Source organism: Sphingobium sp. SG1 (assembly GCF_057063145.1).
Genome location: NZ_JBVVOJ010000003.1, coordinates 113,996 through 134,914, shown reverse-complemented (window position 1 = coordinate 134,914; position 20,919 = coordinate 113,996). Strand labels below are relative to the sequence as shown.

Below are 20,919 nucleotides of genomic sequence, written 5' to 3'. Positions count from 1 at the left end.
GGATTCCCGCTTGCGCGGGAATGACAATGATTTGCGGTTATCGTCAGACGGCCCAGCAGCCGCAGCCGAGCGATCCCCAGAAGGTCTGGACATCGGCGGCCGGCACATCTGCGCCCAGCGCCGCGGCATGGTCATGGCCATGGACGCCGCAGGCCGAATGGCAGGCACAGGCCGATGCCAGCTGCGCGCGCGCCTCGCGGGTCTTGTGATAGCCGCCGAAGGTGGCGACCGGTGACCAGTCGGGCATGGGCTTTGGCAGGTCGGGCGCGAGCGGGGCATAATCGCCCTCGCCATGGACCACCTTGCCGCCGAGCAGGGTCAGGACCGATCGGATATGGACGATCTGATCCTCCGGCACCGCAAAATAGTCGGCCGACAGCAAGGCGAGGTCGGCAAGCTGCCCGGCCTTGATCTGCCCCTTCTTGCCGATCTCGTTGGAGAACCATGTATTCTCATGCGTCCACATCGCCAGCGCCTTTTCCCGGCTGACGCGATTGTCGCCGCGATAGAGGGCGAAGCCGCCGACGGTGCGGCCGGTCACCAGCCACGACAGAGACACCCACGGGTTATAGCTGGCGACGCGGGTGGCGTCGGTGCCGGCGCCGACCGGGATGCCCGCCGCGATCATCCGGGCGATCGGCGGGGTGCGCTCGGCCGCCTTGGCGCCATAGCGCTCGACGAAATATTCGCCCTGATAGGCCATGCGATGCTGCACGGCGATGCCGCCGCCCAGCGCGGCGATGCGGTCGATATTGCGGTCGCTGATGGTTTCGGCATGGTCGAAGAACCAGTTGATGCCCTGCAAAGGGATATCCCGGTTCACCTTTTCATAGACGTCGAGCGCGCGGCCGATCGTCTCGTCATAGGTGGCGTGCAGGCGCCAGGGCCATTTATGCTCGGCCAGCAGGCGGATGACGGGTTCGAGGTCGCCTTCCATATTGGCCGGCATATCCGGCCGGGGCTGGCGGAAATCCTCGAAGTCGGCGGCGGAATAGACCAGCATCTCGCCCGCGCCATTGTGGCGATAGCTGTCATCGCCCTGGCCCGGCGTCACCTGCTTCACCCAACCGGAGAAATCGGCCAGTTCTTCCTTGGGCTTCTGGGTGAAGAGATTATAGCTGATGCGGACGGTCAGTTGATCGTCCTGATGCAGCTTCTCGATGATCTCATAATCGTCGGGATAATTCTGGAAGCCGCCGCCCGCGTCGATCACGCCGGTGACGCCCAGCGCATTGACGTCGCGCATGAAGTGACGGGTCGAATTGAGCTGATAGTCCTGCGGCAGCTTGGGCCCCTTGGCCAGCGTCGAATAGAGGATGGTCGCATTGGGCTGGGCCAGCAGCAGGCCGGTCGGGTTGCCGACCGCGTCGCGGACGATCTCGCCGCCCGGCGGATTGGGCGTGTCCTTGGTATAGCCCACGACGCGCAGCGCGGCGGCGTTGAGCAGCGCGCGATCATAGAGGTGCAGGATGAAGACCGGCGTGTCGGGCGCGACGGCATTCAGTTTGGCGATGGTCGGCAGGCGCTTTTCCGCGAACTGATGTTCGGTGAAGCCGCCGACCACGCGGACCCATTGCGGAGCGGGGGTACGGGCGACCTGGCTTTTAAGCATATCCATCGCCTCGGCCAGCGTCGGCACGCCGTCCCAGCGCAGTTCCATGTTGAAATTCAGGCCGCCGCGAATAATGTGCATATGGCTATCGATCAGGCCGGGGATCAGGCGATGGCCCTTGGCATCGATCACCGTTGCGTCCGGCGCGGCGGCGCGCACCTCCGCCTCGCTGCCCACGGCCAGGAACTTGCCGTCGCGGATCGCGACCGCCTGCGCCACTGGATTTTCGCGGTCCAGCGTCGTCACCTTGGCATTGACGATGATCGTGTCGGTCATGGGGCGGTCCTTGGCTTGAGCAGGAAAGGGAGCGAGAAGGGCGGAGGCGGCCACCCCGGCCATGGCGTCGCGGCGGGTAATCACGCGTCGCCCTTTTGATTGTCGGCCCGATTGTTCGGGAGCGTGCCCAGTACATGGTCGCGGCATTCGTTGCGCACGAAGCGGGTCAGTTCATGGGCATCGGCCCAGCGCCTGGCGATCGGCACGATCTGTTCGCCGACCAATATGCCTAGCAGGCCTATCAGGGCCACTACCGGGGGCGCGGGCGAGCGCACCCCCAGCAGCGAATAGACGATGCCGACCAGGAGACCGGCGCCGAGGGAGAGAAGATAGACTTTCATCGCCGGTCTCCTGCGTCTGCGATCAGGCCTGGATGAAGGCGAGGATGTCGGCGTTCAGCACGTCGGCATTCACCGTCAGCATGCCGTGCGAATAGCCCTCGTAAATCTTGAGGGTCGCATTAGGCAGGATCTGCGCCTGCAGCACGCCGGCATTCTTGTAGGGCACGACCTGGTCGTCATCGCCATGCAGCACCAGGGTCGGCACGGTGATCGCGGTCAGATCGTCGGTCTGGTCGGTTTCGGAGAAGGCCTTGATGCCTTCATAATGGGCCTTGGCGCTGCCCATCATGCCCTGGCGCCACCAATTGTCGATGACGGCGGGCTTCACGTCCGCGCCGTCGCGGTTGAAGCCATAGAAGGGGCCGGCGGCGACATCGTGGAAGAATTGCGCACGGTTGGCGGCGAGGCCGGCGCGCAGCCCGTCGAACACGTCCATGGGCAGGCCACCGGGATAACGGTCGGTCTTCAGCATGATCGGCGGCACCGAACTGGCCAGCACGGCCTTGGCCACGCGGCCTTCGGGCAGGCCATGGCGGGCGACATAGGCGGCCACTTCGCCGCCGCCGGTCGAATGACCGATATGGATGGCGTTCCTGAGGTCGAGATGGCGGGCGACGGCGGCGGCGTCGGCGGCATAATGGGCCATGTCATGCCCTTCGCTCACCTGGGCCGAGCGGCCATGGCCGCGACGGTCATGGGCGACGACGCGATAGCCCTTCGACAGGAAGAACAGCATCTGCGCGTCCCAGTCGTCCGACGAGAGCGGCCAGCCATGGTGGAACATGATGGGCTGGGCGTCCTTTGGACCCCAGTCCTTGAAGAAGATGTCGACGCCGTCATCCGTGGTCACGAAGCTCATGGGGATTTCCTTTGCTCGGGTGGGGAAAGGGGAGAGGGGGAGGGACCGGCGGTGCGTGGGGAGAGGGGGAGGCACCGCCGGCCCCCGGCGCAGGTCAGTGGCCGCCTTCGGAGGCGCCGAACATGGCCTTCGCATATTTGATGCCCAGGCCGTATGCGCCGCCAAATTCCTTGGCGATGCCGGTGGTGGACTCATAGGTTTCGGTGCGCGCCCAGTCGCGCTGCAGTTCCAGCATGTACTGGAGCGAGGTCATCGGCTTGGCGCCGAGTTGGATCATGCGCTGCACGGCGCGCTCATGCGCTTCCTCGCTGATGTCGCCACAGGCGTCGGCGATGAAATAGACGTCGAAGCCCTGGTCGATCGCGGAGGCGACCGGGCCGACGATGCAGACGCTGGTCCACAGGCCGGCGAAGATGATCCGCTCCTTGCCGATGCGGTTCACTTCCTCGATCACGGCGGCATCTTCCCAGGTGTTCATGCTGGTGCGGTCGAGCAGGGGCTGGCCAGGGAAGGCGTCGGTGATCTCGCTGAACATCGGCCCCGAAAAGCTCTTTTCGGCCACGGTGGTCAGGATGGTCGACACGCCGAACGACTTGGCGGCGCGGCTGATGAGGGCGGCATTGTTGCGCAGCAGTTCCGGCGCGATCGACTTGGTGGCGAAGGCCATTTGCGACTGGAAGTCGATCAGGACCAAAATATGGTCGGTCGGCGAGATGAGGGACTTGCCCGGGGTCGGCGTGGCGGTGATCGTCATGGGTCGGCTCCTTGGTGTCGAGCAGTCGTCGCTGCTGTGAAGACAGTGTTAGCCGGCGTGTTTGATCCGAAATATCCAGATAAAATGCACCGACTTGTTCTAAAAAATAGAAATGGTCAGTCACTGGCCTGACGCGCGCGATCATAGCTGTCCGTCGCCGCCCGATCTTGGATCAGGCTGACATGTTAGCGATCATTCCGATGCAAAGGGGGCGCTCGCGCGCCATGTCGTCAGAGGTCGATCAGTCCGCGCTTGATCGCCAGCGTCACCGCATGAGTGCGATCGGTCGCGTCGAGCTTCGAGAAGATCGACTTCATATGGCCCTTCACCGTCTCTTCGCTGATATCGAGTCGCGCCGCGACCTGCTTGTTGCTGTTGCCCCAGGCCGCCAGCGAAAGCACCGCGATCTCGCGTTCGGTCAGCGGGTCTTCCAGCACATGCAGGGCGATCGCGGTGGCGACAGTGGCGTCGAGATGCTTGCCGCCCAGATGCACGGACCGGATCGCGTCGAGCAGCTGCTTGCGCAGGCTGGCCTTGAGCAGATAGCCCATCGCCCCTGCGCGCAGCGCCTTGATCGCGCGGCCATCGCCCGAATAGGTGGTCAGCACGATGATCCGGGCGTCGGGATGGATGACCCGGATCGCGGCGATCGCGTCGAGCCCCGGCATTTCCGCCATCTGCAGGTCCATCAGCACGATGTCGGGGCGCAATCGCGCATATTCCTCCACCGCGCGCCGGCCATTGTCCGCCTCGCCGACGATCCGCATATCGGCCTGGGTCGCCAGCATCGCCCGCACGCCCTCACGCAGCAGCGCATGATCGTCCACCACCAGGATCGATATGGGGGTGATCGCAGGCTGCATGTCGTGGCTGTGGATCGGACCGGGCTGCATCGCGCCAGAGTGGCGTGTTCCGCTTCCCAAGTCCATGCGATAGTCGTGCCTCATCGCGGCGCGGCCGGCCATTGTGCGATGATCGTGCCCAGCACGTCGGCGGCGTTGTCGGGCTGGTCGAAGGTCCAGTTCAGGCCGGCGAACCGGCCGGGAGCGGGACCGGGAGAGAGATAGGCGTCCAGCGCCGCCAGCACGCCGGCCATCATCGCACGGGCGGCAGCGCGTTGCCCAACCTTCGTTGCCGCCGGATCGAGCAGCCGCAGCAGGCAGGCGATCGAACAGCTGTCGAGCCGGAGCGCTGCGCGCATCGCCACGGCGGCCAGCCGGCCCAGCCGTTCGGCATCCAGATCGTCGATTTCTCCCATGCCCACAATCATCAGCGACCGGCAGCGCACCGGCGGCGGCGGGCTGGACAGGATCATCGTCTCGCCGAACCTGCCGTCGAACAGGCCGCCCGCGCGCAGTTGCGACAAGGTGCCTGACAGGGCGGCGTCGAGCGCGCAGGCGCCAGGATCGATCCGGCTCGTGGCGGACAGGACCGGCATGCCGACGATCAGCAGATCGACATCGCTCGCGATCGGATCGACCGGCCCGGCGCGGAAGCGGACGGTGCGATATGTGCCGACGATCGGCGCATCCATGCTCGCCACCCTGTTGATCCTCCCGCCATGACGCAGCCGTGCGGGTCGGCGTCTCCTTGGGCCAAGCTAGAGGGACATGGCGCCCGCGTCGTGGCCAGGGCGCGCGGGATTTGGACAATCATGCGGAATTGCCGTGGTGGGAAAGGGGGAGGCGTGCATCCAGGCGTCCCGGCTACCAACGGCTTTGGTGGTTAACTTCTGTGGGAAGATTGGGAATGTCGGGCGCTTTCGGCGCGGCTCTTCATCAGCGGCTGGATGCGCGTGCCGAACGCTTCGACCCCTTCCAGGAAATCGTCGAAGGTCAGTAGCACGCCGCCGGTATTGGGCACCTGCGCCATTTCGTCCAGCATTCGTGCCACGCTGGCATAGCTGCCGACCAGCGTGCCCATATTGATGTTCACGGCCCCTTCGGGCGCGGCAAGCTGGCGCACATTGGTGTCGGTGTTGACGGTGTCCTTCGCGCCCTGGTCGGCCAGCCAGGCGATCGCCTCGATATCGACGCCGTCATTATAGCTTTGCCACTTGGCCATGGCCTCCTCGTCCGTCTCCGCCGCGATCACCATGACCAGCACGAACACCGACACGGCGCGGCCCGTCTGCGCCGTGAATTTCGCAAGGCGGTCATTGTTGAAGGCGAAGGCGGTCGGCGTGTTGACGCCCTTGCCCAGGCAAAAGGCATAATCCGCCCATTTGGCCGAGAAGGCGAGGCCCGCGTCGGATGATCCGGCGCAGATGATCTTCATGTCGGCCTGCGGCTGGGGGCGGACCAGACAGTCGTCCATCTGGTAATATTGCCCCTTGAAGTCCGATCGGCCGGTCTCCCACAATTCCCGCAGCACGCGGGCATATTCGTCGAGCACATCATAGCGGTTGCGGAAATGCTCGTCCCCCGGCCACAGGCCCATCTGGGTATATTCGGGCGGCTGCCAGCCGGTGATCAGGTTGAGGCCGAAGCGACCATGGCTGATGCTGTCGATGGTGTTGCACATGCGCGCGGCAAAGGCAGGCGGGATGATCAGCGTGGGACAGGTGGCGAAGATCTTGATCTTCTCCGTCACCGCCGCAAGGCCGGCCATCAGCGTGAAGCTTTCCAGCCCATATTCCCAGAATTGCGTCTTGCCGCCGAAACCGCGCAGCTTGATCATCGACAGCAGGAAATCGAGGCCATGTTTCTCGGCGCGCTGGGCGATTTCCTTGTTGAGGTCGAAGCTCGGCAGATATTGCGGGGCGTTCTCGCTGATCAGCCAGCCATTATTGTTGATGGGAACGAAAACGCCGACCTGCATGGCTTCAACTCCTGAGGAAGGGGAGGACGAGGCGATGGAAAGCATCCGGGTCGGTCACGTTGCAGGCGTGACCACCCCAGTCGAAGCTGGCGGTCCTGGCCCATGCGATCGGCGCCGCGACATCGAGGGCGCTGGCATGAGGGACAAGAAAATCGTCGCGGGTGGCGATGGCCAGCACCTTGGCGACGGCCGTCAGGTCGAGCAGGTGCGGGCTATAGGCCTGCACGGCGGCGATCCGCTTTTCCATCGTGGCCGCGCCGGGGAAGGTGGCGAGATGATGCGCCAGTTCAGCCTTCAGCGCATCGTCATGGGCCGCGATCCAGTCCGGCGGGAACAGGAACAGCGGTTGCGCCCGCAGGAATGCCTCGACACCAGCATGGCGCAACAGGGCCAGCCGCGTGTCGAAGCAGCGGCGGGTATGGGGCGACAGCGTCCGCCAGCCGTTGATGATGATCAGGCTGTCGAGCCGAGAGGTCGCGATCGCCAGTTCCATGCCGATCGCGCCACCCAGCGCATGGCCGATGAAATGCGCGCTGCCGATGCCCAGAGCATCCATCAGGGCGATGACGTCGCCCGCCATATCCTCGACCGAGGTGGTTTCCGGCAATGTCCGGTCGCTGCGGCCGGTGCCGCGATGATCATAGGCGATGACGTGGAAATGCTCGGCAAGCGCCGGGATGTTCGGCGCCCAATAGCTGGCCGATCCGCCAAGCCCGCTCGACAGGATCAGCGGCGGGGCGTCCGCGCGACCGTGGGTTTCATAATAGAGGCCGGCGGCCTCAGCCAAGATGCGCGACCGAAGCGATCTCGACCAGGCAATCGGGCTTCACCAGCTCGCACTTGATGCAGTAGCGCGCCGGCTTGTCGCCGGGAAAATATTCGGCATAGACGGCGTTGAAGGCCGCATAATCGCCCAGGTCCTTGAGGAAGATATGGTTCATGGCGATGTCCGCCATGGTGCCGCCGGCCGCCTCGACCGTGATCCTGATGACGTCCAGCACATGGCGGGTCTGCGCGGCGGCGTCGCCGACATGCAGCACCGTTCCGCCTTCGCCCAGCGCCAGCACGCCCGAGACATAGATCGTATTCCCGGCCCTTGCGCCCGCCGAATAAGGGGCGATCGGGGTCGGGAACTGGGGCGGATTGATCGGTTCGAAGGGCATCAGATCTCCTTGGGCGGAAGCTGGCCGACGGCGGTGCGGAAATCGGCGACATTGCTCACCCAGCCGAAGAATTTCTCGACATTGTAGAGGCTCGCCTCGCGGATGAAGTCCGGCCCCAGATGATGCACCGCATCTTCCAGCAGCACGCCGAAATATTCGAGATGGAAGCCGTCGCGCAGGGTCGATTCCACGCAGACATTGGTGGCGATGCCGGTGAAGACCAGGGTACGGATGCCGCGTGCGCGCAGCACGCTATCCAGTTGCGAGTTGAAGAAGGCGGAATAGCGCGGCTTGTGGACGCGCAGATCGTTCTCGTGCGGCGCCAGCGCCTCCACCAGTTCATAGTCCCATCCGCCGCGCGCCAGGAATTTGCCCGCCAGGTCCGGCCGTGCCCGCATGGTCTTGAGCGCATTGGACTTGTGCCAGTTGGGCGACAGCGGCGTGCCGGCCTCGGCATAGCCGCTGTCCCAGCCATTCTGCAGGAAGATCACCGGCATGCCCGCGGCCCGCGCCACCTCGACGACCTCCGCGATCCGGGGGATCACACCCGCCGCCGGGCTGACGTCGAAGCCGGCCTCGTCGACATAGCCGCCCTTGCTGGCATAGGCATTCTGCATGTCGACGACGATCAGCGCCGTCGTCGCGGCATCGATCCGGATTGCTTCGGGGCGCGCGGGCAGCACCACGCAGGGACCGGAACGGGATGGGGCGGGATCGACGATGGCTTCGCTCACCGGCGCAGGATTGAGCAGATGCACCCAATGGTCAAGCGCGGCCGTCATGGCTAAGGCGCGAGCCGGATATATCTCGGCTCTCGCCCTTCAGCGGGCTTTTGAGATTTTCGGGAAAATCTGGAGCGGGTGAGGGGAATCGAACCCCCGTCGTCAGCTTGGGAAGCTGCTGCTCTACCATTGAGCTACACCCGCGTCTGGAGTGGCCATGGCATGGCCATGGGGCGCGGTCAACGGGGCTTGATGGACGCGCGCGAAATTAGCCGACCTGGCGTTTCGTCAGCTTGCGGGCGAGGGTGCGGCGATGCATCCCCAGGCGCCGGGCGGTCTCGGAGATGTTGAAGTCGCAATCCTTCAGCACTTCATGGATATGTTCCCATTCCAGCGTCTTGATCGATGTCGGGCGCGGCGCCAGCGGCGCGGCGGGGTCGCCGCCGGAGCGGGCGAAGGCGGCCTCGATATCGTCGGTGTTGGATGGTTTCGCCAGATAGTTGGTCGCGCCGAGCTTGATCGCCTCGACCGCGGTCGCAATGCTGGCAAAGCCGGTCAGCACCACGATCAGCATGTCGGGATCATGGGCGTGCAGCGTCTGGACGCAGACCAGGCCGGATTCCGGGCCGAGCTTCAGGTCGACCACGGCATAGCCGGGGCGGCTGCCCTTGAGCACCTCCTCCAGCGCGCCATGGCTGGCGGCGGTCAGCACCTCATAGCCGCGCCGTTCGAACGAACGCTTGAGGGTCTTTGCAAAGGCCTCGTCATCCTCGACGATCACCAGCAGCCGTTCAGCTGTCATCTTCGCTGTCACTTTCCTCTTCCAGTGCGACCGTATCGAGCGGCAGGCGCAGCAGGATCAGCGCGCCGCCATCGGCGCCATTGCTGGCCGATACGCTGCCGCCCAGCTTGCGCACGACATTGACCACAAGGAAGAGGCCGAGGCCATGGCCTTCCTTGCCCTTGCTGGAGCGATAGGGCTTGCCGAAATCCTCCAGCATCGCCTGCGAAAAGCCGCTGCCATTGTCGCGCACGGCGATGTTGAGCGAGGCGCTGTCGCGTCCGACCAGCAGGTCGATATAGGTGGCGCCGGCCTCGCGCGCATTGTCGAGCAGATTGCCGACCGCCTGGCGGATCACCGGATCGGCGATGATGCGCGGATAGTCATGCGGGCCGAAGTCGCAGCGCAGCGGCATGCCCGGATTGGCGCGGCGCCATTCCGCCGCAATCCCTTCGATGAAGTCGCGGACATTGGTGACGGCCGGCGCCTCGCCCCGCGCCTCGCCCGAGGAGAGGAGAATGCCGGTGACGATCGCCTTGCAGCGCAGAACTGCGCTCTGCATCTCGCCCACTTCCTCGACCAGGGCGGGATGCTCGGTGATTTCGGGCATGCGGCGCCAGTCGCCCAGCACCACGGCGAGCTGGGCGAGGGGGGTGCCCAGCTCATGCGCGGCGCCCGAGGCGAGCAGGCCCATGCGGACGATATGTTCCTCCTCCGCCGCATGCTGGCGCATGCTGGCGAGATAGGCTTCGCGCGCCTGCAGGTTGCGGTTGATCCGGGTGATGAACAGCACCAGCAGCACCGCGATCATGGTGAAGCAGATCCAGGTGCCGATGATGTGCAGGTCGAACAGCCGCCCCGCCAGCCGGTCGCTCAGGTCGAGCGGACGATAGTCGAGCGCCAGCAGGCCGGCGCACAGCGCCGACACGGCGGTGATGCCCCAGGCGCTCGCCCGGTCGAGCAGCAGCACGCCAAGCGCGACCTGGAGCAGATAGAGCGAGACGAAGGGATTGGTCGCGCCGCCCGACAGATAGAGCTGGGCGGTCAGCAGCAGCACGTCGAATAGCAGCGAGACCGACAATTCGGCGCGGGTGATGTCGGTCCGGGGGCGGAGCGCCGCAAAGCTGGCGGCGTTGACCAGAATGGCGACGGCCGCGACCAGCAGCATCGGGGCGAGGGGCAGACGCACGCCCATAAGGAACTGGACGATCAGGATCGTCACCAGCTGCCCGGCGATCGCGATCCAGCGCAGCTGGATCAGCAGCGCCATATTCTTGCGACCGGCGGCATCGGCGGGCCACTGGCTGGGCAGCCAGCGGCGCCTGACGGCTTGGGTCTCGCTCATTCCGCGCTGTCTTCTGGATCCCGACGCATGAGGAAGATGTAGGCGCCTGCGACCATCGCCGCCAGTATGAACCAGGTGATGGCATATTGGAGATGGTTGTTGGGGAAGCGGACGACGGTCAGCCCGCCGACCGGCGCGGTGTCGGGCGCGCAATTGGCGCCGGCATCGACGAAATAGTCCGCGACCGGCGGGGCGACATGCTGCGCGGCGGCGATCGCGGCGACATCGCGCGAATACCAGCGGCCGGCGGCGGGATCATTGCTGCGCAGGAAACCACCCTTGGGTTCGGTCAGGCGCAGCAGGCCGACGATCTGGACCCTGCCTTGGGGCCGGCTGTAGCGGGTGCGATTGTCCTGCGGCACGAAGCCGCGATTGACCATCAGGGTGAAGCCGGCGTCGGTCACCAGCGGCGTCATCACCCAGAAACCGGGGCCGCGCACGGTGACGGCCTGGGTCAGCACCGCCTTGTCATGCAGGAAATGGCCCGATGCGGTGACGCGGCGATATTCGTCGTCGCTGGTAATGCTGCGGGGGGCGGGGACGGGCGCGGCATGGATGCGGGCGTCGACCCGTGCGATCAGGTCGCGCTTCCAGGCGAGGCGATAGACTTGCCAGCTGCCGAGCGCACAGAGACCGGAAAACAGGATGAGGGCGATCAGCGTCAGGCCGATCGTAAAGCGCGGGGAGCGCCGGCGGCGCCCCCCGATCTTCGCGGATGTCACGGCATCTCGCTCATATTGTGCATCGCCGACATGTCGGCGTGCGGCATCATGTTCGCGTTGAGGTGGAACATGACCCACATCGAGCCCGACAGCACGATGACGACCAGGACGATGGTCAGCATCATCGCCATGAACGACCAGCCGCCTTCGACGCGGGTGTTCATGTGCAGGAAGTAGATCATGTGGACAATCACCTGCACCGCGGCGAAGGCCATGATGACGATGCCGGTCAGCTGGGGATTGCCCAGCACGCCCGACATCACCAGCCAGAAGGGAATGGCCGTCAGGATCACCGACAGGCCGAAGCCGATCATGTAGCTGCCGAAGCTGCCATGCGATCCTTCTTCATGATGGTCATCGTGATGATCGTGCCCATGTCCGTGGGCGTCGTGGCTATGGACAGCGTCGCTCACCGCAGGACTCCCATCAGATAGACAAAGGTGAAGACGCCGATCCAGATGACGTCGAGGAAGTGCCAGAACATCGACAGGCACATCAGGCGACGCTTGTTGGCCGGGATCAGCCCCTTCTTGGCCACCTGCACCATCAGCGTGATCAGCCAGATCGAACCGAAGGTGACGTGCAGGCCGTGGGTGCCGACCAGGGTGAAGAAGGCCGACAGGAAGGCCGAACGCCACGGACCCGCGCCCTCATGGATGAGGTGCGAGAATTCGTAGAGTTCGATGAACAGGAACGCCCCGCCGAACAGGAGGGTGACGAACAGCCAGCCCTGGGTGGCGCTGGTCCGGTTCTTTTCCATCGCCAGCATGGCGAAGCCGTAGGTGATCGACGAGAAGAGCAGCATCGCGGTGTTGAGCGCGATGAGCGGCAGGTCGAACAGATCCTTCGGGCCGGGGCCGCCGGCGAAGCTGCCGCCGAGCACGGCATAGGTGGCGAACAGGATGGCGAAGATGAGGCAGTCGCTCATCAGGTACATCCAGAAGCCCAGCATGGTGCTGTGGCCTTCGTGGAGGTGCGGCTCCTCGGGCAAATGATATGCCCGAGGTTCCGTGGTTGCAGTTGCGCTGCTCATGTCAGTCAGACTCCAGCGGCGAGGATTCGCGTGCGCTCTTCCTCGGTGCGCGTCACATCCTCGACGGGGATGTAGAAGTCGCGCTTGTAGTTGAAGGTGTGGCCGATGGCGACCGCGACGATGCCGATGAAGCTGAGGCCCGCGAGCCACCAGATGTACCAGATCAGCGCGAAGCCGCAGAGCGTCGACAGGGCGGCAAGGATGACGCCGGCGCCGGTGCTGCTGGGCATGTGGATCGCCTGATAGCCGGTCAGCGGACGCTGATAGCCATTCTTCTTCATGTCCGCCCAGCTGTCGGCGTCATAGACGACCGGCGTGAAGGCGAAATTATACTCCGGCGGGGGCGAGCTGGTCGCCCACTCCAGGGTACGGCCATCCCACGGATCGCCTTCGACCTTCAGTTCGTCGCGCTTCCAGATGGAGATGGCGAACTGAAGCAGCATCGCGCCGATGCCGGCCGCGACGATGGCGGCGCCGATCGCGGCGATGACGAAGTAGATCTGCAGCGACGGATCGTCGAACACGCGCATGCGGCGGGTCACGCCCATCAGGCCCATGATGTACAGCGGGGTGAAGGCGAGCCAGAAGCCGACCTGCCAGCACCAGAAGCTGACCTTGCCCCAGAACACGTTCAGCTTGAAGCCGAAGGCCTTGGGCCACCAGTAGTTGATCGCCGCGAACAGGCCGAACAGCACGCCGCCGATGATCACGTTATGGAAGTGCGCGATCAGGAACAGCGAGTTGTGCAGCACGAAGTCCGCCGGCGGAACGGCGAGCAGGACGCCGGTCATGCCGCCGACCGTGAAGGTCAGCATGAAGGCGACGGTCCACATCATCGGCAGCTCGAAACGGATCTTGCCGCGATACATGGTGAAGAGCCAGTTGAAGAGCTTCGCACCCGTCGGGATCGAGATGATCATCGTCGTGATGCCGAAGAAGCTGTTGACGCTGGCGCCCGAGCCCATGGTGAAGAAGTGGTGCAGCCACACGAGGTAGGAGAGCACCATGATGCAGCAGGTCGCGTAGACCATCGAGGTGTAGCCGAACAGGCGCTTGCCCGAGAAGGTCGAGGTGACTTCCGAGAAGACGCCGAACAGCGGCAGGATGAGGATGTAGACTTCCGGGTGACCCCAGATCCAGATCAGGTTCACGTACATCATCGGGTTGCCGCCGAAGTCGTTCGTGAAGAAGTTGGTGCCAGCATAGCGGTCGAGCGACAGCAGGACCAAAGTGGCGGTCAGGATCGGGAAGGAAGCGACGATCAGGATGTTCGCGCAGAGCGAGGTCCAGGTGAACACCGGCATCTTCATGAGGGACATGCCCGGCGCGCGCATCTTCACGATGGTCGCGATCAGGTTGATGCCCGACAATGTCGTGCCGACGCCTGCCACCTGCAGGGCCCAGATATAATAGTCGACACCCGTGGCCGGGCTATAGTCGATCCCCGAAAGCGGCGGATAGGCGAGCCAGCCAGTCTGGGCGAATTCGCCGAGGAACAGCGAGGCCATCACCAGCACCGCGCCGCCCGTGGTCATCCAGAACGAGAAATTGTTCAGGAAGGGGAAGCTGACGTCGCGGGCGCCGATCTGCAGCGGGACGATATAGTTCATCAAACCGGTGATGAACGGCATCGCCACGAAGAAGATCATGATCACGCCGTGGGCCGTGAACACCTGGTCATAATGGTGGGCGTTGAGGTAACCCTCGGACCCGTTGAAGGCGAGCGCCTGCTGGAGGCGCATCATGACGGCGTCGGCAAAGCCGCGCAGGAACATGACAAGGCCGAGCACCATGTACATGATGCCGATCTTCTTGTGGTCCACGCTGGTGAACCATTCCTTCCAGAGATAGCCCCAGAGCTTGAAATAGGTCAGCGCCGCAACGACGGCCGCGCCGCCCAGCACCACCGCGCAGAATGTCGCGACGACGATGGGTTCATGCCATGGGAACGCGTCCCATGTCAGACGACCGAAGATCATCTGTGCTGTTGTGAGTGTACCGGTCATGTCTCTTACCGATGCTGCGCGTGCGCGTCAGCGCCGCTGTGAGAGGAGTGATCGGCCGGGGCCTTTTCGGCACCGGGTGCATCGGGGGCGGTTTCCTTGCCCTCGTTGCGATCGGTCTGGTCGATCACATGGCTGTTGGGGAAGTCGTACTGGAGGCCTTCGGTCTCCTTGGCCGACTCCTTGCCCGCGCCGCCCATCTGGTTGATGTGCATCAGCTCGCCCATGCAACGCTGGCCGGGCTTGGGGCAGAGATTGACGACCGCGTCGAACAGCTTGGCATCGGCGGCCGAGAAATAGGCGACGGGCGCCTTTTCGCTGGGCTTGGCCAGGTTCAGATAGACATTGCGGTCGAGCGACGCATTGCTGGCCTTCACCTTGGCGACCCAGGCGTCGAAGCTGGCCCGGTCCAGCGCCTTGTAGCCGAAGCGCATGTGGGTGAAGCCCGCGCCCGAATAGTTGGCGGAGAAGCCGGTGCCGGTGACCGGCTTGTTGGCGACGGCGTGGAGCTGCGTCTTCATGCCGGGCATCGCATAGATCTGTCCGGCGAGTTCAGGGATGTAGAAGCTGTTCATCACGGTCGAGGCAGTGATGTCGAAACGGACCGGAACATTGGTCGGCAGCGCCATTTCATTGACGGTGGCGATACCCTGTTCGGGATAGATGAAGAGCCATTTCCAGTCGAGCGCCACGACCTGGACGACCAGCGGCTTGACCTTGGGATCGATCGCGGTCTGCGCGTCGATGCGGTCGAGTGGACGATAGGGGTCCAGCTTGTGGGTGCTCACCCAGGTCAGCGCGCCCAGGCAGATGATGATGAGGAGCGGGGCCGACCAGATGAGCAGCTCCAGCTTGGTGGAATGATCCCAGTCGGGGTCATATTCCTTTTCGACCGCCTTGTTCGCGGCGCGGTAACGCCAGGCGAAATAGACGACCAGTGCCATGACGGGGATGACAATGAGGAGCATCAGCGCGGTCGAGATCAGGATCAGATCGCGCTGCTGCACCGCAATGTCGCCCGACGGGTTCATCACGACCCAGTTGCAGCCCGCCAGCGGCGCCGCAAGGATCGCGGAGGACCAGCGCAGAAGCCGGCTCCAGTTGGGTGAGAGAGGGTGTGACATGGCGCGCGGTTACCGATTCCGCACGCCATGCGATAGTGGGCAATTTGTCCAATTATGTGCGGACGCAAAAAATGTTTCCCATGTGGGATACTGCTTAGACTCTGTGGGTTTTCTGTTATGTTGCCATTCTCTGGCCGTCGGGAGACCCAAAACAGGCACCGTCGGCCCAGCCAGGGAGCGGATGCCTATGACTTCACAGGCCATTGCCTTCACCTCCAGTTCGCTTGAGGATGATGCGCGCAAAATCAATGCACGCGACCACAGCATTGCACCGGGAGACATCTCCATTGGTGTGATCATTGGCCGCACCTCCGAATTTTTCGACTTCTTCGTTTACGCCATTGCTTCGGTTATCGTTTTTCCGAACCTGGTCTTTCCCTATGTCGATGCCCTGACGGGCACGCTCTATTCCTTCGCGATCTTTGCCGTCGCCTTCATCACGCGTCCGATCGGGTCGCTGATCTTCATGGCGATCGACCGGCGCTATGGCCGCGGGACCAAATTGACGGCGGCCCTGTTCCTGCTGGGCGGGTCGACCGCGGCGATCGCCTTTATGCCCGGTTATGCGACGATTGGCCACTATGCCGCTGTCGTTCTGGTGATCCTGCGCGCGGCGCAGGGCATTGCGCTGGGCGGAACATGGGATGGCCTGGCGTCGCTGCTGTCGCTCAACGCGCCGCCGCACCAGCGTGGCTGGTATGCGATGGTGCCGCAGCTCGGCGCGCCGCTGGCGCTGCTGGTGGCGAGCGGTCTGTTCGCCTTCTTCCTGCTGACGCTGTCGGAAGCGGACTTCCTCGACTGGGGCTGGCGCTATCCCTTCTTCGTCGCCTTCGCGATCAACGTCGTGGCGCTGTTCGCCCGGCTGCGCATCGTGGTGACGCATGAGTTCGAGCGTTTGTTCGAGCAGAAGGATCTGGTGCCGTCGCAGGTTCTGCCGACGGTCAAGGCGGAAGGGCGCAACATCATCATCGGTGCGTTCGCGCCGCTGGCGAGCTTTGCCCTGTTCCACATGGTCACCGTGTTTCCGCTCAGCTGGGTGGTGCTGTTCACCGATCAGCCGATCGATCGCTTCCTGGTGATCGAGATGATCGGCGCATCGGTCGGCCTGCTGGCGATCGTGGTGTCGGGCTTCATCGCCGACCAGATTGGTCGTCGCTCGCTGCTCGGCTGGTCGGCTCTAGGCATCGCGATCTTCGCGGTGGTGGCACCGCTGCTGCTCAATGGCGGGGATCTGGGCGAGGTCGCCTTCATGATCCTGGGCTTCATGCTGCTGGGCCTGGCGTTCGGCCAGTCGTCGGGCGTGGTGGCGTCCAACTTCGCGACCGAGGCGCGCTATACCAGTTCGGCGCTGACGTCGGATCTGGCCTGGCTGGTCGGTGCCGGCTTCGCGCCGCTGCTGGCGCTGCTGCTGTCGGTGAAGTTCGGCCTGGCAGCGTCGGGCATCTACCTGCTGTCGGGCGCGATTGCGACGATGGTGGCGCTCTATGTCAACAAGGAACTGGCGGCGCGGGATCGCTGATCCCGGCTGACGGCCTTGCAAAATGGGAAGCGTGATCGGCCCGGCCGGTCACGCTTTTTTTGTCGCTGCGACCCGTGCCTTCATCCGAGCGAGGCCCTTGTGGTCGAACCAGCCGATCGGGCCGGGACGGGGGCGCCAGCGCGGCAGCCAGTCGGGATAGAGGCTGACCAGTTCGCGCGGCAGGCCGGCGGGACCGACCCGGCTCATGATGTCGGAGACGATGCGGTTCTGATAATAGCGGACCGAATAGTTGATCAGCCGCTTGTAATGCATCCGCCAGGTCAGCGGCCGGGTGAGGCCGACCGGTTCGCAGGCAAAGCCCGCGCCTTCGCAGGCCAGCACCCGCTCCAATTGCCAGTCGGCATCGCTTGCCAGATCGGTATGCGCCCAGGAGGCGACCAGCCCGTCGTCGCCGACCAGATCGTCGGGCAGGCGCAGGCCACTCGCCCGGATGGCGGCGACGAAGCGGCCGGACAGGGCATAGAGATCGCCGAAGATGCCGCGCTCGATCCGCAGGTTGCGGCGATAGGTTTCCACTTCGCGACCATTGACCGGCATGCCGGCGGCGGCGTTGGCCTGCGGGTGGGCGGCAAGGTCGGCCACCAGCGCGTCGATCGATCCGGGCGCGATCTGGGCATCGCCGTCGAGGAAGATGACGGCGTCCTCCGTGCCGGTGAGCAGGTGGTGGACGAAATGGTTCCAGGTGCGCGACTTGCCGCCGGCGGCGATGTCATGGACGATCACATGGGCGCGGCCGGCGGCGGCGGCGCGGGCACGCGCCACGGTGCGGTCAGTGGTGCCGTTCACCAGCACATGGAAGATCGTGTCCGGGCGGTCGAGCGGCAGCGAGCCGAGGCAGCCGGCGATCCGGCGTTCCTCCTGATGGGCGAAGATGGCGACGGCGACGGCCATGGCGGGATCAGCGGAAGTCCCAGCCCTGCTGGCCATGTTCGACGGCGTCCGGGCCATCGGCTTCGGCCTGGGGCGTGGCGCGCAGCGGCACCAGGATCGAGACGATCAGCGCGGCGATGGCGGTGCCGACCAGCGCCCAGAGTGCAATCACGACCAGGCCGATCGCCTGGGCGAGCAGGCTGGCCGTGGCGGTGATGCCGGCGTCGAACCCGACCCCGCCAAGCAGCGGCAGGACGAACAGCGGCAGCAGCAGCGTGCCGGTCGCGCCGCCCAGGCCATGGACGGCGAAGATATGGGCGGGATCGTCGATCCAGGCGCTCGCGAAGCCGGCGCCGATGCGGGCGATGATCGCGGCGGCGAGGCCGATCAGCATCGCCCCGCCGGTGCCGACCAGGGCGGCCGATGCGGAAATGGCGGCGAGGCCGGCAATGGCGCCCGACAGCAGGCCGGTGGCGCTGGCATGGGCGCCGAGCAGCCGGTCGACCAGTGCCCAGCCGAGGCTGGCGGCGCAGGCGGCGAAGAAGAGGTTGAGGATGGCGGTGGCGGCATCGTCGGTGGCGCCCAGCGCCCAGCCGCCGACCGCACCGGCATAGCCGACCCAGAAGAGCGCACCGCCGGCGATGGCGAGGATATGGGCATGGCCGCCACCCTGGGCATCGCGGGGGCGTCCAGCGACGAGGGCGAGGGCAAGGGCGGAGAAGCCGGCCAGGACATGGACGACCAGGCCACCGGCAAAGTCCATCGCGCCAAGCTGTGCCAGCCAGCCGCCGCCCCACATCCAGTGGACGATGGGAGCGAAGACCAGCAGCAGCCAGAGCGGCGCGAAGGCGGCGACCCAGCCAAGGCGGGCGCGGCCGGCGATCGCGCCGACGGCGATGGCGCCGGCCAGCACGGCAAAGCCCATCTGGAACAGGACGAAGGCGGATTCGGGCACGGTGAGGCCGTCGCGCAGCGGGGCGAGATTGGCGAGCAGCAGATTGCTGCCGCCGCCCAGCCATTCGCTGCCCGGCGCATAGGCAAGGCTGTAGCCGGCAAGACCCCAGCCGAGCAGGATCGTCGCGCCAGCGACCAGCGTCTGGGCCATCGCGGCGAGCCCGTGGCGGACATTGGCAAGCCCCGCATGACGCAGCATCAGGCCCGGCAGCGCGGCAAGCAGCAGCAACAGGGCGCAGGCGATCATCCAGCCGGTGTCGCCGCTGTCGGGCGCCGCCACCTGGGCCGCGGCCGGCTGGGCCAGCAACAGGGCGGCAAGGACGGGCAGGGCAAGGGCTGGGCGCATGGAGGAAGGTCCGGTTGGGGTCAGGTCGCCCTGACTAGCGCGGGCAGGGTAAAGACTTCCATAAGCATGGCAATGTTCCGGCGGGATGGTCCGCGGCCGTGCCGTTCAAAAGCCCTCGGTGCCGCACTGGATGCGGCCGGTGCCTTGATTTTCGACGGTGCAGATCGGCCGGCCGGCGACGCTGACATCGCCCGATCCGGTCGAGCGGATGCTGACCGGGCCGTTGGCGGTGAGGGCGACATTGCCCGAGCCATCGTTGAGGATCGCGGCCTGGCGCGCGACCAGATGGTCGGCGATAATCGCGCCGGGGCCGCTGATGCGCAGATTGGCGACGCCGGCGGTGCCGGCGAGCGTGGTGCGGCCACCGCCGGCGAGCGTGACCTGGAGATTGTCGAGCTGGAGCGAGGCGACGCTGACATCGCCATTGCCGCCCTGAACGATCTCGCCATTGAGGCCCTTCATCGCGCTGACCGCGACGGCGCCGCCGCCGGTCAGGACGACGCGGTTCACTTCGCCGGTGGAAAGGCGGATGGTGGCGGGGCCAAGACCCTTTTCACCCGGTTCGGGCCGCTCCATCGAGATGATGGCGAGCCGGCCCGAGACATCGACGCGCAGCCGGTCGAGCGCGCGCTGGTCCCCCTCCGCCCGCGCCGAGACGCCGGTGCCGGTGGTGATGATGACCGTGACAGGGGCGTCGACGCGGATCTGGTCGAAGCTGGTGATGGTATAACCGCGGGTGGCGGCGGCGGCGGGGGAAGCCCCGGCCAGTGCCGCCGCCGCTGCCAGCATCAGGGGCCGCAATGCGCTTCGCCCGGTCCCATCGTGTTCGTCGTGCATTGCGCCTTGCCCTTCACCTTGACGTCGCCGGTGCCCAAGATCTTGATAGCGACCGGACCGTCGGAGGCAAAGTCCATGTCGCCGGTGCCCATGACTTCGGCGGCGGCACGGCCGAGCTTCAGTCCGGCGGCGTCGATGTCGCCGGTGCCGGTGATCGACAATTCGCCCTGATCGGCGGTGCCGGCGAGGGTGATGCTGCCCGATCCGGTGATTTCCGCCTTGAGGCTGCCGAGCTTCACCTGGCCGATGTCGAGATCGCCCGAGCCGGTGAGCGAGAGGGCGAGTTCGCTCCCTTCCGCCTTGTCGAGGGTGAAGTCGCCCGAGCCGGTGACGTCGATCGCGCGGATCGCGGGCAGGGTGACATGGATGGTCGCGCCCTTGCCGCCGTCGACCTTGTTCCACATGCCTTCGGACTTGCGGCCGATCTGGAGCGTGTCGGCCTTCACTCGGATGTCGAGCAGGGCGACCGACTTGGGATCGCCATCGGCGGTGACCGAGAATTTGGGGCCGATGGTGACGACGACATTGTCAGGTCCGGTCACGTCGATGCGGCTGAACTGGCTGAGCTTTGCCCAGTCCTGCGGGGTGCTGGCGGCGGCCGGGGAGTCGCCGTTGCCGCCGCCGGACTGATGGTCGTTGCCGCGCGAGCAGGCGCTGGTGGCAAGGCCGATGGCGAGCAGGGTGGCGAGGGTCAGGTGGTGGGACAGGGGCAGGCGCGGCATCATTATCTCCATGCTGTATTATCTTTACAATACACTCTTGCCGTGGCGGTTCCAAGCCCCCTTGTTCGTCGGGCAGGATAAGGCATGATATCTGC

At 65.2% G+C, this 20,919-nt stretch carries 22 protein-coding genes and 1 tRNA gene; 1 reads left to right on the top strand and 22 read right to left on the bottom strand.

All coding sequences use genetic code 11. The features are described 5' to 3' along the window. Positions 1 to 43: 43 nt before the first annotated feature. The 18 genes from AC0KVN_RS08645 to cyoA all read right to left on the bottom strand — a co-directional run bounded on the left by AC0KVN_RS08645 (position 44) and on the right by cyoA (position 15,555). Entirely contained in the window at positions 44 to 1,888 is a 1,845-nt protein-coding gene (locus AC0KVN_RS08645; protein ID WP_483656066.1) for an amidohydrolase, read from the bottom strand. 80 nt (positions 1,889 to 1,968) lie between these two features. Then, positions 1,969 to 2,229 (bottom strand): XapX domain-containing protein, encoded by a 261-nt coding sequence (locus tag AC0KVN_RS08640; protein ID WP_097383020.1) that lies wholly within the window; start codon positions 2,227 to 2,229, stop codon positions 1,969 to 1,971. A 22-nt stretch (positions 2,230 to 2,251) separates the two neighbouring features. Then, on the bottom strand, positions 2,252 to 3,088 hold the full coding sequence (locus tag AC0KVN_RS08635; protein ID WP_435566683.1) for an alpha/beta fold hydrolase: 837 nt from the start codon (positions 3,086 to 3,088) through the stop codon (positions 2,252 to 2,254). Between the two features lie 94 nt (positions 3,089 to 3,182). Further along, complete coding sequence (locus AC0KVN_RS08630; RefSeq protein ID WP_037512509.1) at positions 3,183 to 3,842, bottom strand: hydrolase; 660 nt, start codon at positions 3,840 to 3,842, stop codon at positions 3,183 to 3,185. Between the two features lie 230 nt (positions 3,843 to 4,072). Then, positions 4,073 to 4,735, bottom strand: coding sequence for a response regulator transcription factor (locus AC0KVN_RS08625; RefSeq protein ID WP_333703170.1), 663 nt, complete (start codon positions 4,733 to 4,735; stop codon positions 4,073 to 4,075). A gap of 50 nt (positions 4,736 to 4,785) precedes the next feature. Then, positions 4,786 to 5,376 (bottom strand): M17 family peptidase N-terminal domain-containing protein, encoded by a 591-nt coding sequence (locus tag AC0KVN_RS08620; RefSeq protein WP_279730866.1) that lies wholly within the window; start codon positions 5,374 to 5,376, stop codon positions 4,786 to 4,788. A gap of 191 nt (positions 5,377 to 5,567) precedes the next feature. Beyond that, positions 5,568 to 6,662, bottom strand: coding sequence for a pyrimidine utilization protein A (rutA, locus tag AC0KVN_RS08615; protein ID WP_435566682.1), 1,095 nt, complete (start codon positions 6,660 to 6,662; stop codon positions 5,568 to 5,570). A 4-nt stretch (positions 6,663 to 6,666) separates the two neighbouring features. Beyond that, positions 6,667 to 7,449 (bottom strand): pyrimidine utilization protein D, encoded by a 783-nt coding sequence (gene rutD / locus AC0KVN_RS08610; protein WP_435566681.1) that lies wholly within the window; start codon positions 7,447 to 7,449, stop codon positions 6,667 to 6,669. Then, a complete protein-coding gene (rutC, locus tag AC0KVN_RS08605) occupies positions 7,442 to 7,825 on the bottom strand; it encodes a pyrimidine utilization protein C (protein ID WP_214867999.1) in 384 nt (127 codons plus the stop codon). Before rutC ends, rutD begins: the two co-directional genes overlap by 8 nt. After that, complete coding sequence (gene rutB / locus AC0KVN_RS08600; RefSeq protein ID WP_159366718.1) at positions 7,825 to 8,607, bottom strand: pyrimidine utilization protein B; 783 nt, start codon at positions 8,605 to 8,607, stop codon at positions 7,825 to 7,827. Before rutB ends, rutC begins: the two co-directional genes overlap by 1 nt. Positions 8,608 to 8,677: 70 nt before the next feature. Continuing rightward, positions 8,678 to 8,751 (bottom strand) — tRNA-Gly (locus AC0KVN_RS08595). Positions 8,752 to 8,815: 64 nt separating this feature from the next. Next, positions 8,816 to 9,349 carry a response regulator transcription factor gene (locus AC0KVN_RS08590; protein WP_483656065.1) on the bottom strand — a complete coding sequence of 178 codons (534 nt, stop codon included), beginning with the start codon at positions 9,347 to 9,349 and terminating at the stop codon, positions 8,816 to 8,818. Then, positions 9,339 to 10,673, bottom strand: a complete 1,335-nt coding sequence (locus tag AC0KVN_RS08585; protein ID WP_435566680.1) for an ATP-binding protein — start codon at positions 10,671 to 10,673, stop codon at positions 9,339 to 9,341. Before AC0KVN_RS08585 ends, AC0KVN_RS08590 begins: the two co-directional genes overlap by 11 nt. Beyond that, positions 10,670 to 11,395 (bottom strand): SURF1 family protein, encoded by a 726-nt coding sequence (locus AC0KVN_RS08580; protein WP_435566679.1) that lies wholly within the window; start codon positions 11,393 to 11,395, stop codon positions 10,670 to 10,672. Before AC0KVN_RS08580 ends, AC0KVN_RS08585 begins: the two co-directional genes overlap by 4 nt. Beyond that, on the bottom strand, positions 11,392 to 11,808 hold the full coding sequence (gene cyoD, locus AC0KVN_RS08575) for a cytochrome o ubiquinol oxidase subunit IV (RefSeq protein ID WP_017499771.1): 417 nt from the start codon (positions 11,806 to 11,808) through the stop codon (positions 11,392 to 11,394). The genes AC0KVN_RS08580 and cyoD overlap by 4 nt, the downstream gene beginning before the upstream one ends. Continuing rightward, complete coding sequence (gene cyoC / locus AC0KVN_RS08570) at positions 11,805 to 12,428, bottom strand: cytochrome o ubiquinol oxidase subunit III (RefSeq protein ID WP_026108881.1); 624 nt, start codon at positions 12,426 to 12,428, stop codon at positions 11,805 to 11,807. Before cyoC ends, cyoD begins: the two co-directional genes overlap by 4 nt. Before the next feature lie 5 nt (positions 12,429 to 12,433). Then, complete coding sequence (gene cyoB / locus AC0KVN_RS08565) at positions 12,434 to 14,434, bottom strand: cytochrome o ubiquinol oxidase subunit I (RefSeq protein ID WP_026108880.1); 2,001 nt, start codon at positions 14,432 to 14,434, stop codon at positions 12,434 to 12,436. 5 nt (positions 14,435 to 14,439) lie between these two features. Further along, positions 14,440 to 15,555, bottom strand: coding sequence for a ubiquinol oxidase subunit II (cyoA, locus tag AC0KVN_RS08560; protein WP_435566678.1), 1,116 nt, complete (start codon positions 15,553 to 15,555; stop codon positions 14,440 to 14,442). A gap of 187 nt (positions 15,556 to 15,742) precedes the next feature. Here cyoA and AC0KVN_RS08555 point away from each other — a divergent pair, with 187 nt between their 5' ends. Continuing rightward, entirely contained in the window at positions 15,743 to 17,074 is a 1,332-nt protein-coding gene (locus AC0KVN_RS08555) for an MFS transporter (RefSeq protein WP_004207839.1), read from the top strand. Between the two features lie 48 nt (positions 17,075 to 17,122). Here AC0KVN_RS08555 and AC0KVN_RS08550 read toward each other — a convergent pair whose 3' ends face one another. The 4 genes from AC0KVN_RS08550 to AC0KVN_RS08535 all read right to left on the bottom strand — a co-directional run bounded on the left by AC0KVN_RS08550 (position 17,123) and on the right by AC0KVN_RS08535 (position 20,836). Further along, the gene (locus AC0KVN_RS08550) at positions 17,123 to 17,986 is read right to left on the bottom strand and encodes a glycosyltransferase (RefSeq protein ID WP_435566677.1); all 864 of its coding nucleotides are present in this window, start codon (positions 17,984 to 17,986) and stop codon (positions 17,123 to 17,125) included. Between the two features lie 7 nt (positions 17,987 to 17,993). Next, complete coding sequence (locus tag AC0KVN_RS08545; protein WP_483656064.1) at positions 17,994 to 19,265, bottom strand: ammonium transporter; 1,272 nt, start codon at positions 19,263 to 19,265, stop codon at positions 17,994 to 17,996. Between the two features lie 105 nt (positions 19,266 to 19,370). Further along, positions 19,371 to 20,102, bottom strand: a complete 732-nt coding sequence (locus AC0KVN_RS08540; protein ID WP_483656063.1) for a GIN domain-containing protein — start codon at positions 20,100 to 20,102, stop codon at positions 19,371 to 19,373. Continuing rightward, positions 20,054 to 20,836: a head GIN domain-containing protein gene (locus tag AC0KVN_RS08535; protein WP_435566674.1), complete on the bottom strand. Its 783-nt coding sequence runs from the start codon at positions 20,834 to 20,836 to the stop codon at positions 20,054 to 20,056. Before AC0KVN_RS08535 ends, AC0KVN_RS08540 begins: the two co-directional genes overlap by 49 nt. Positions 20,837 to 20,919: the final 83 nt, after the last annotated feature.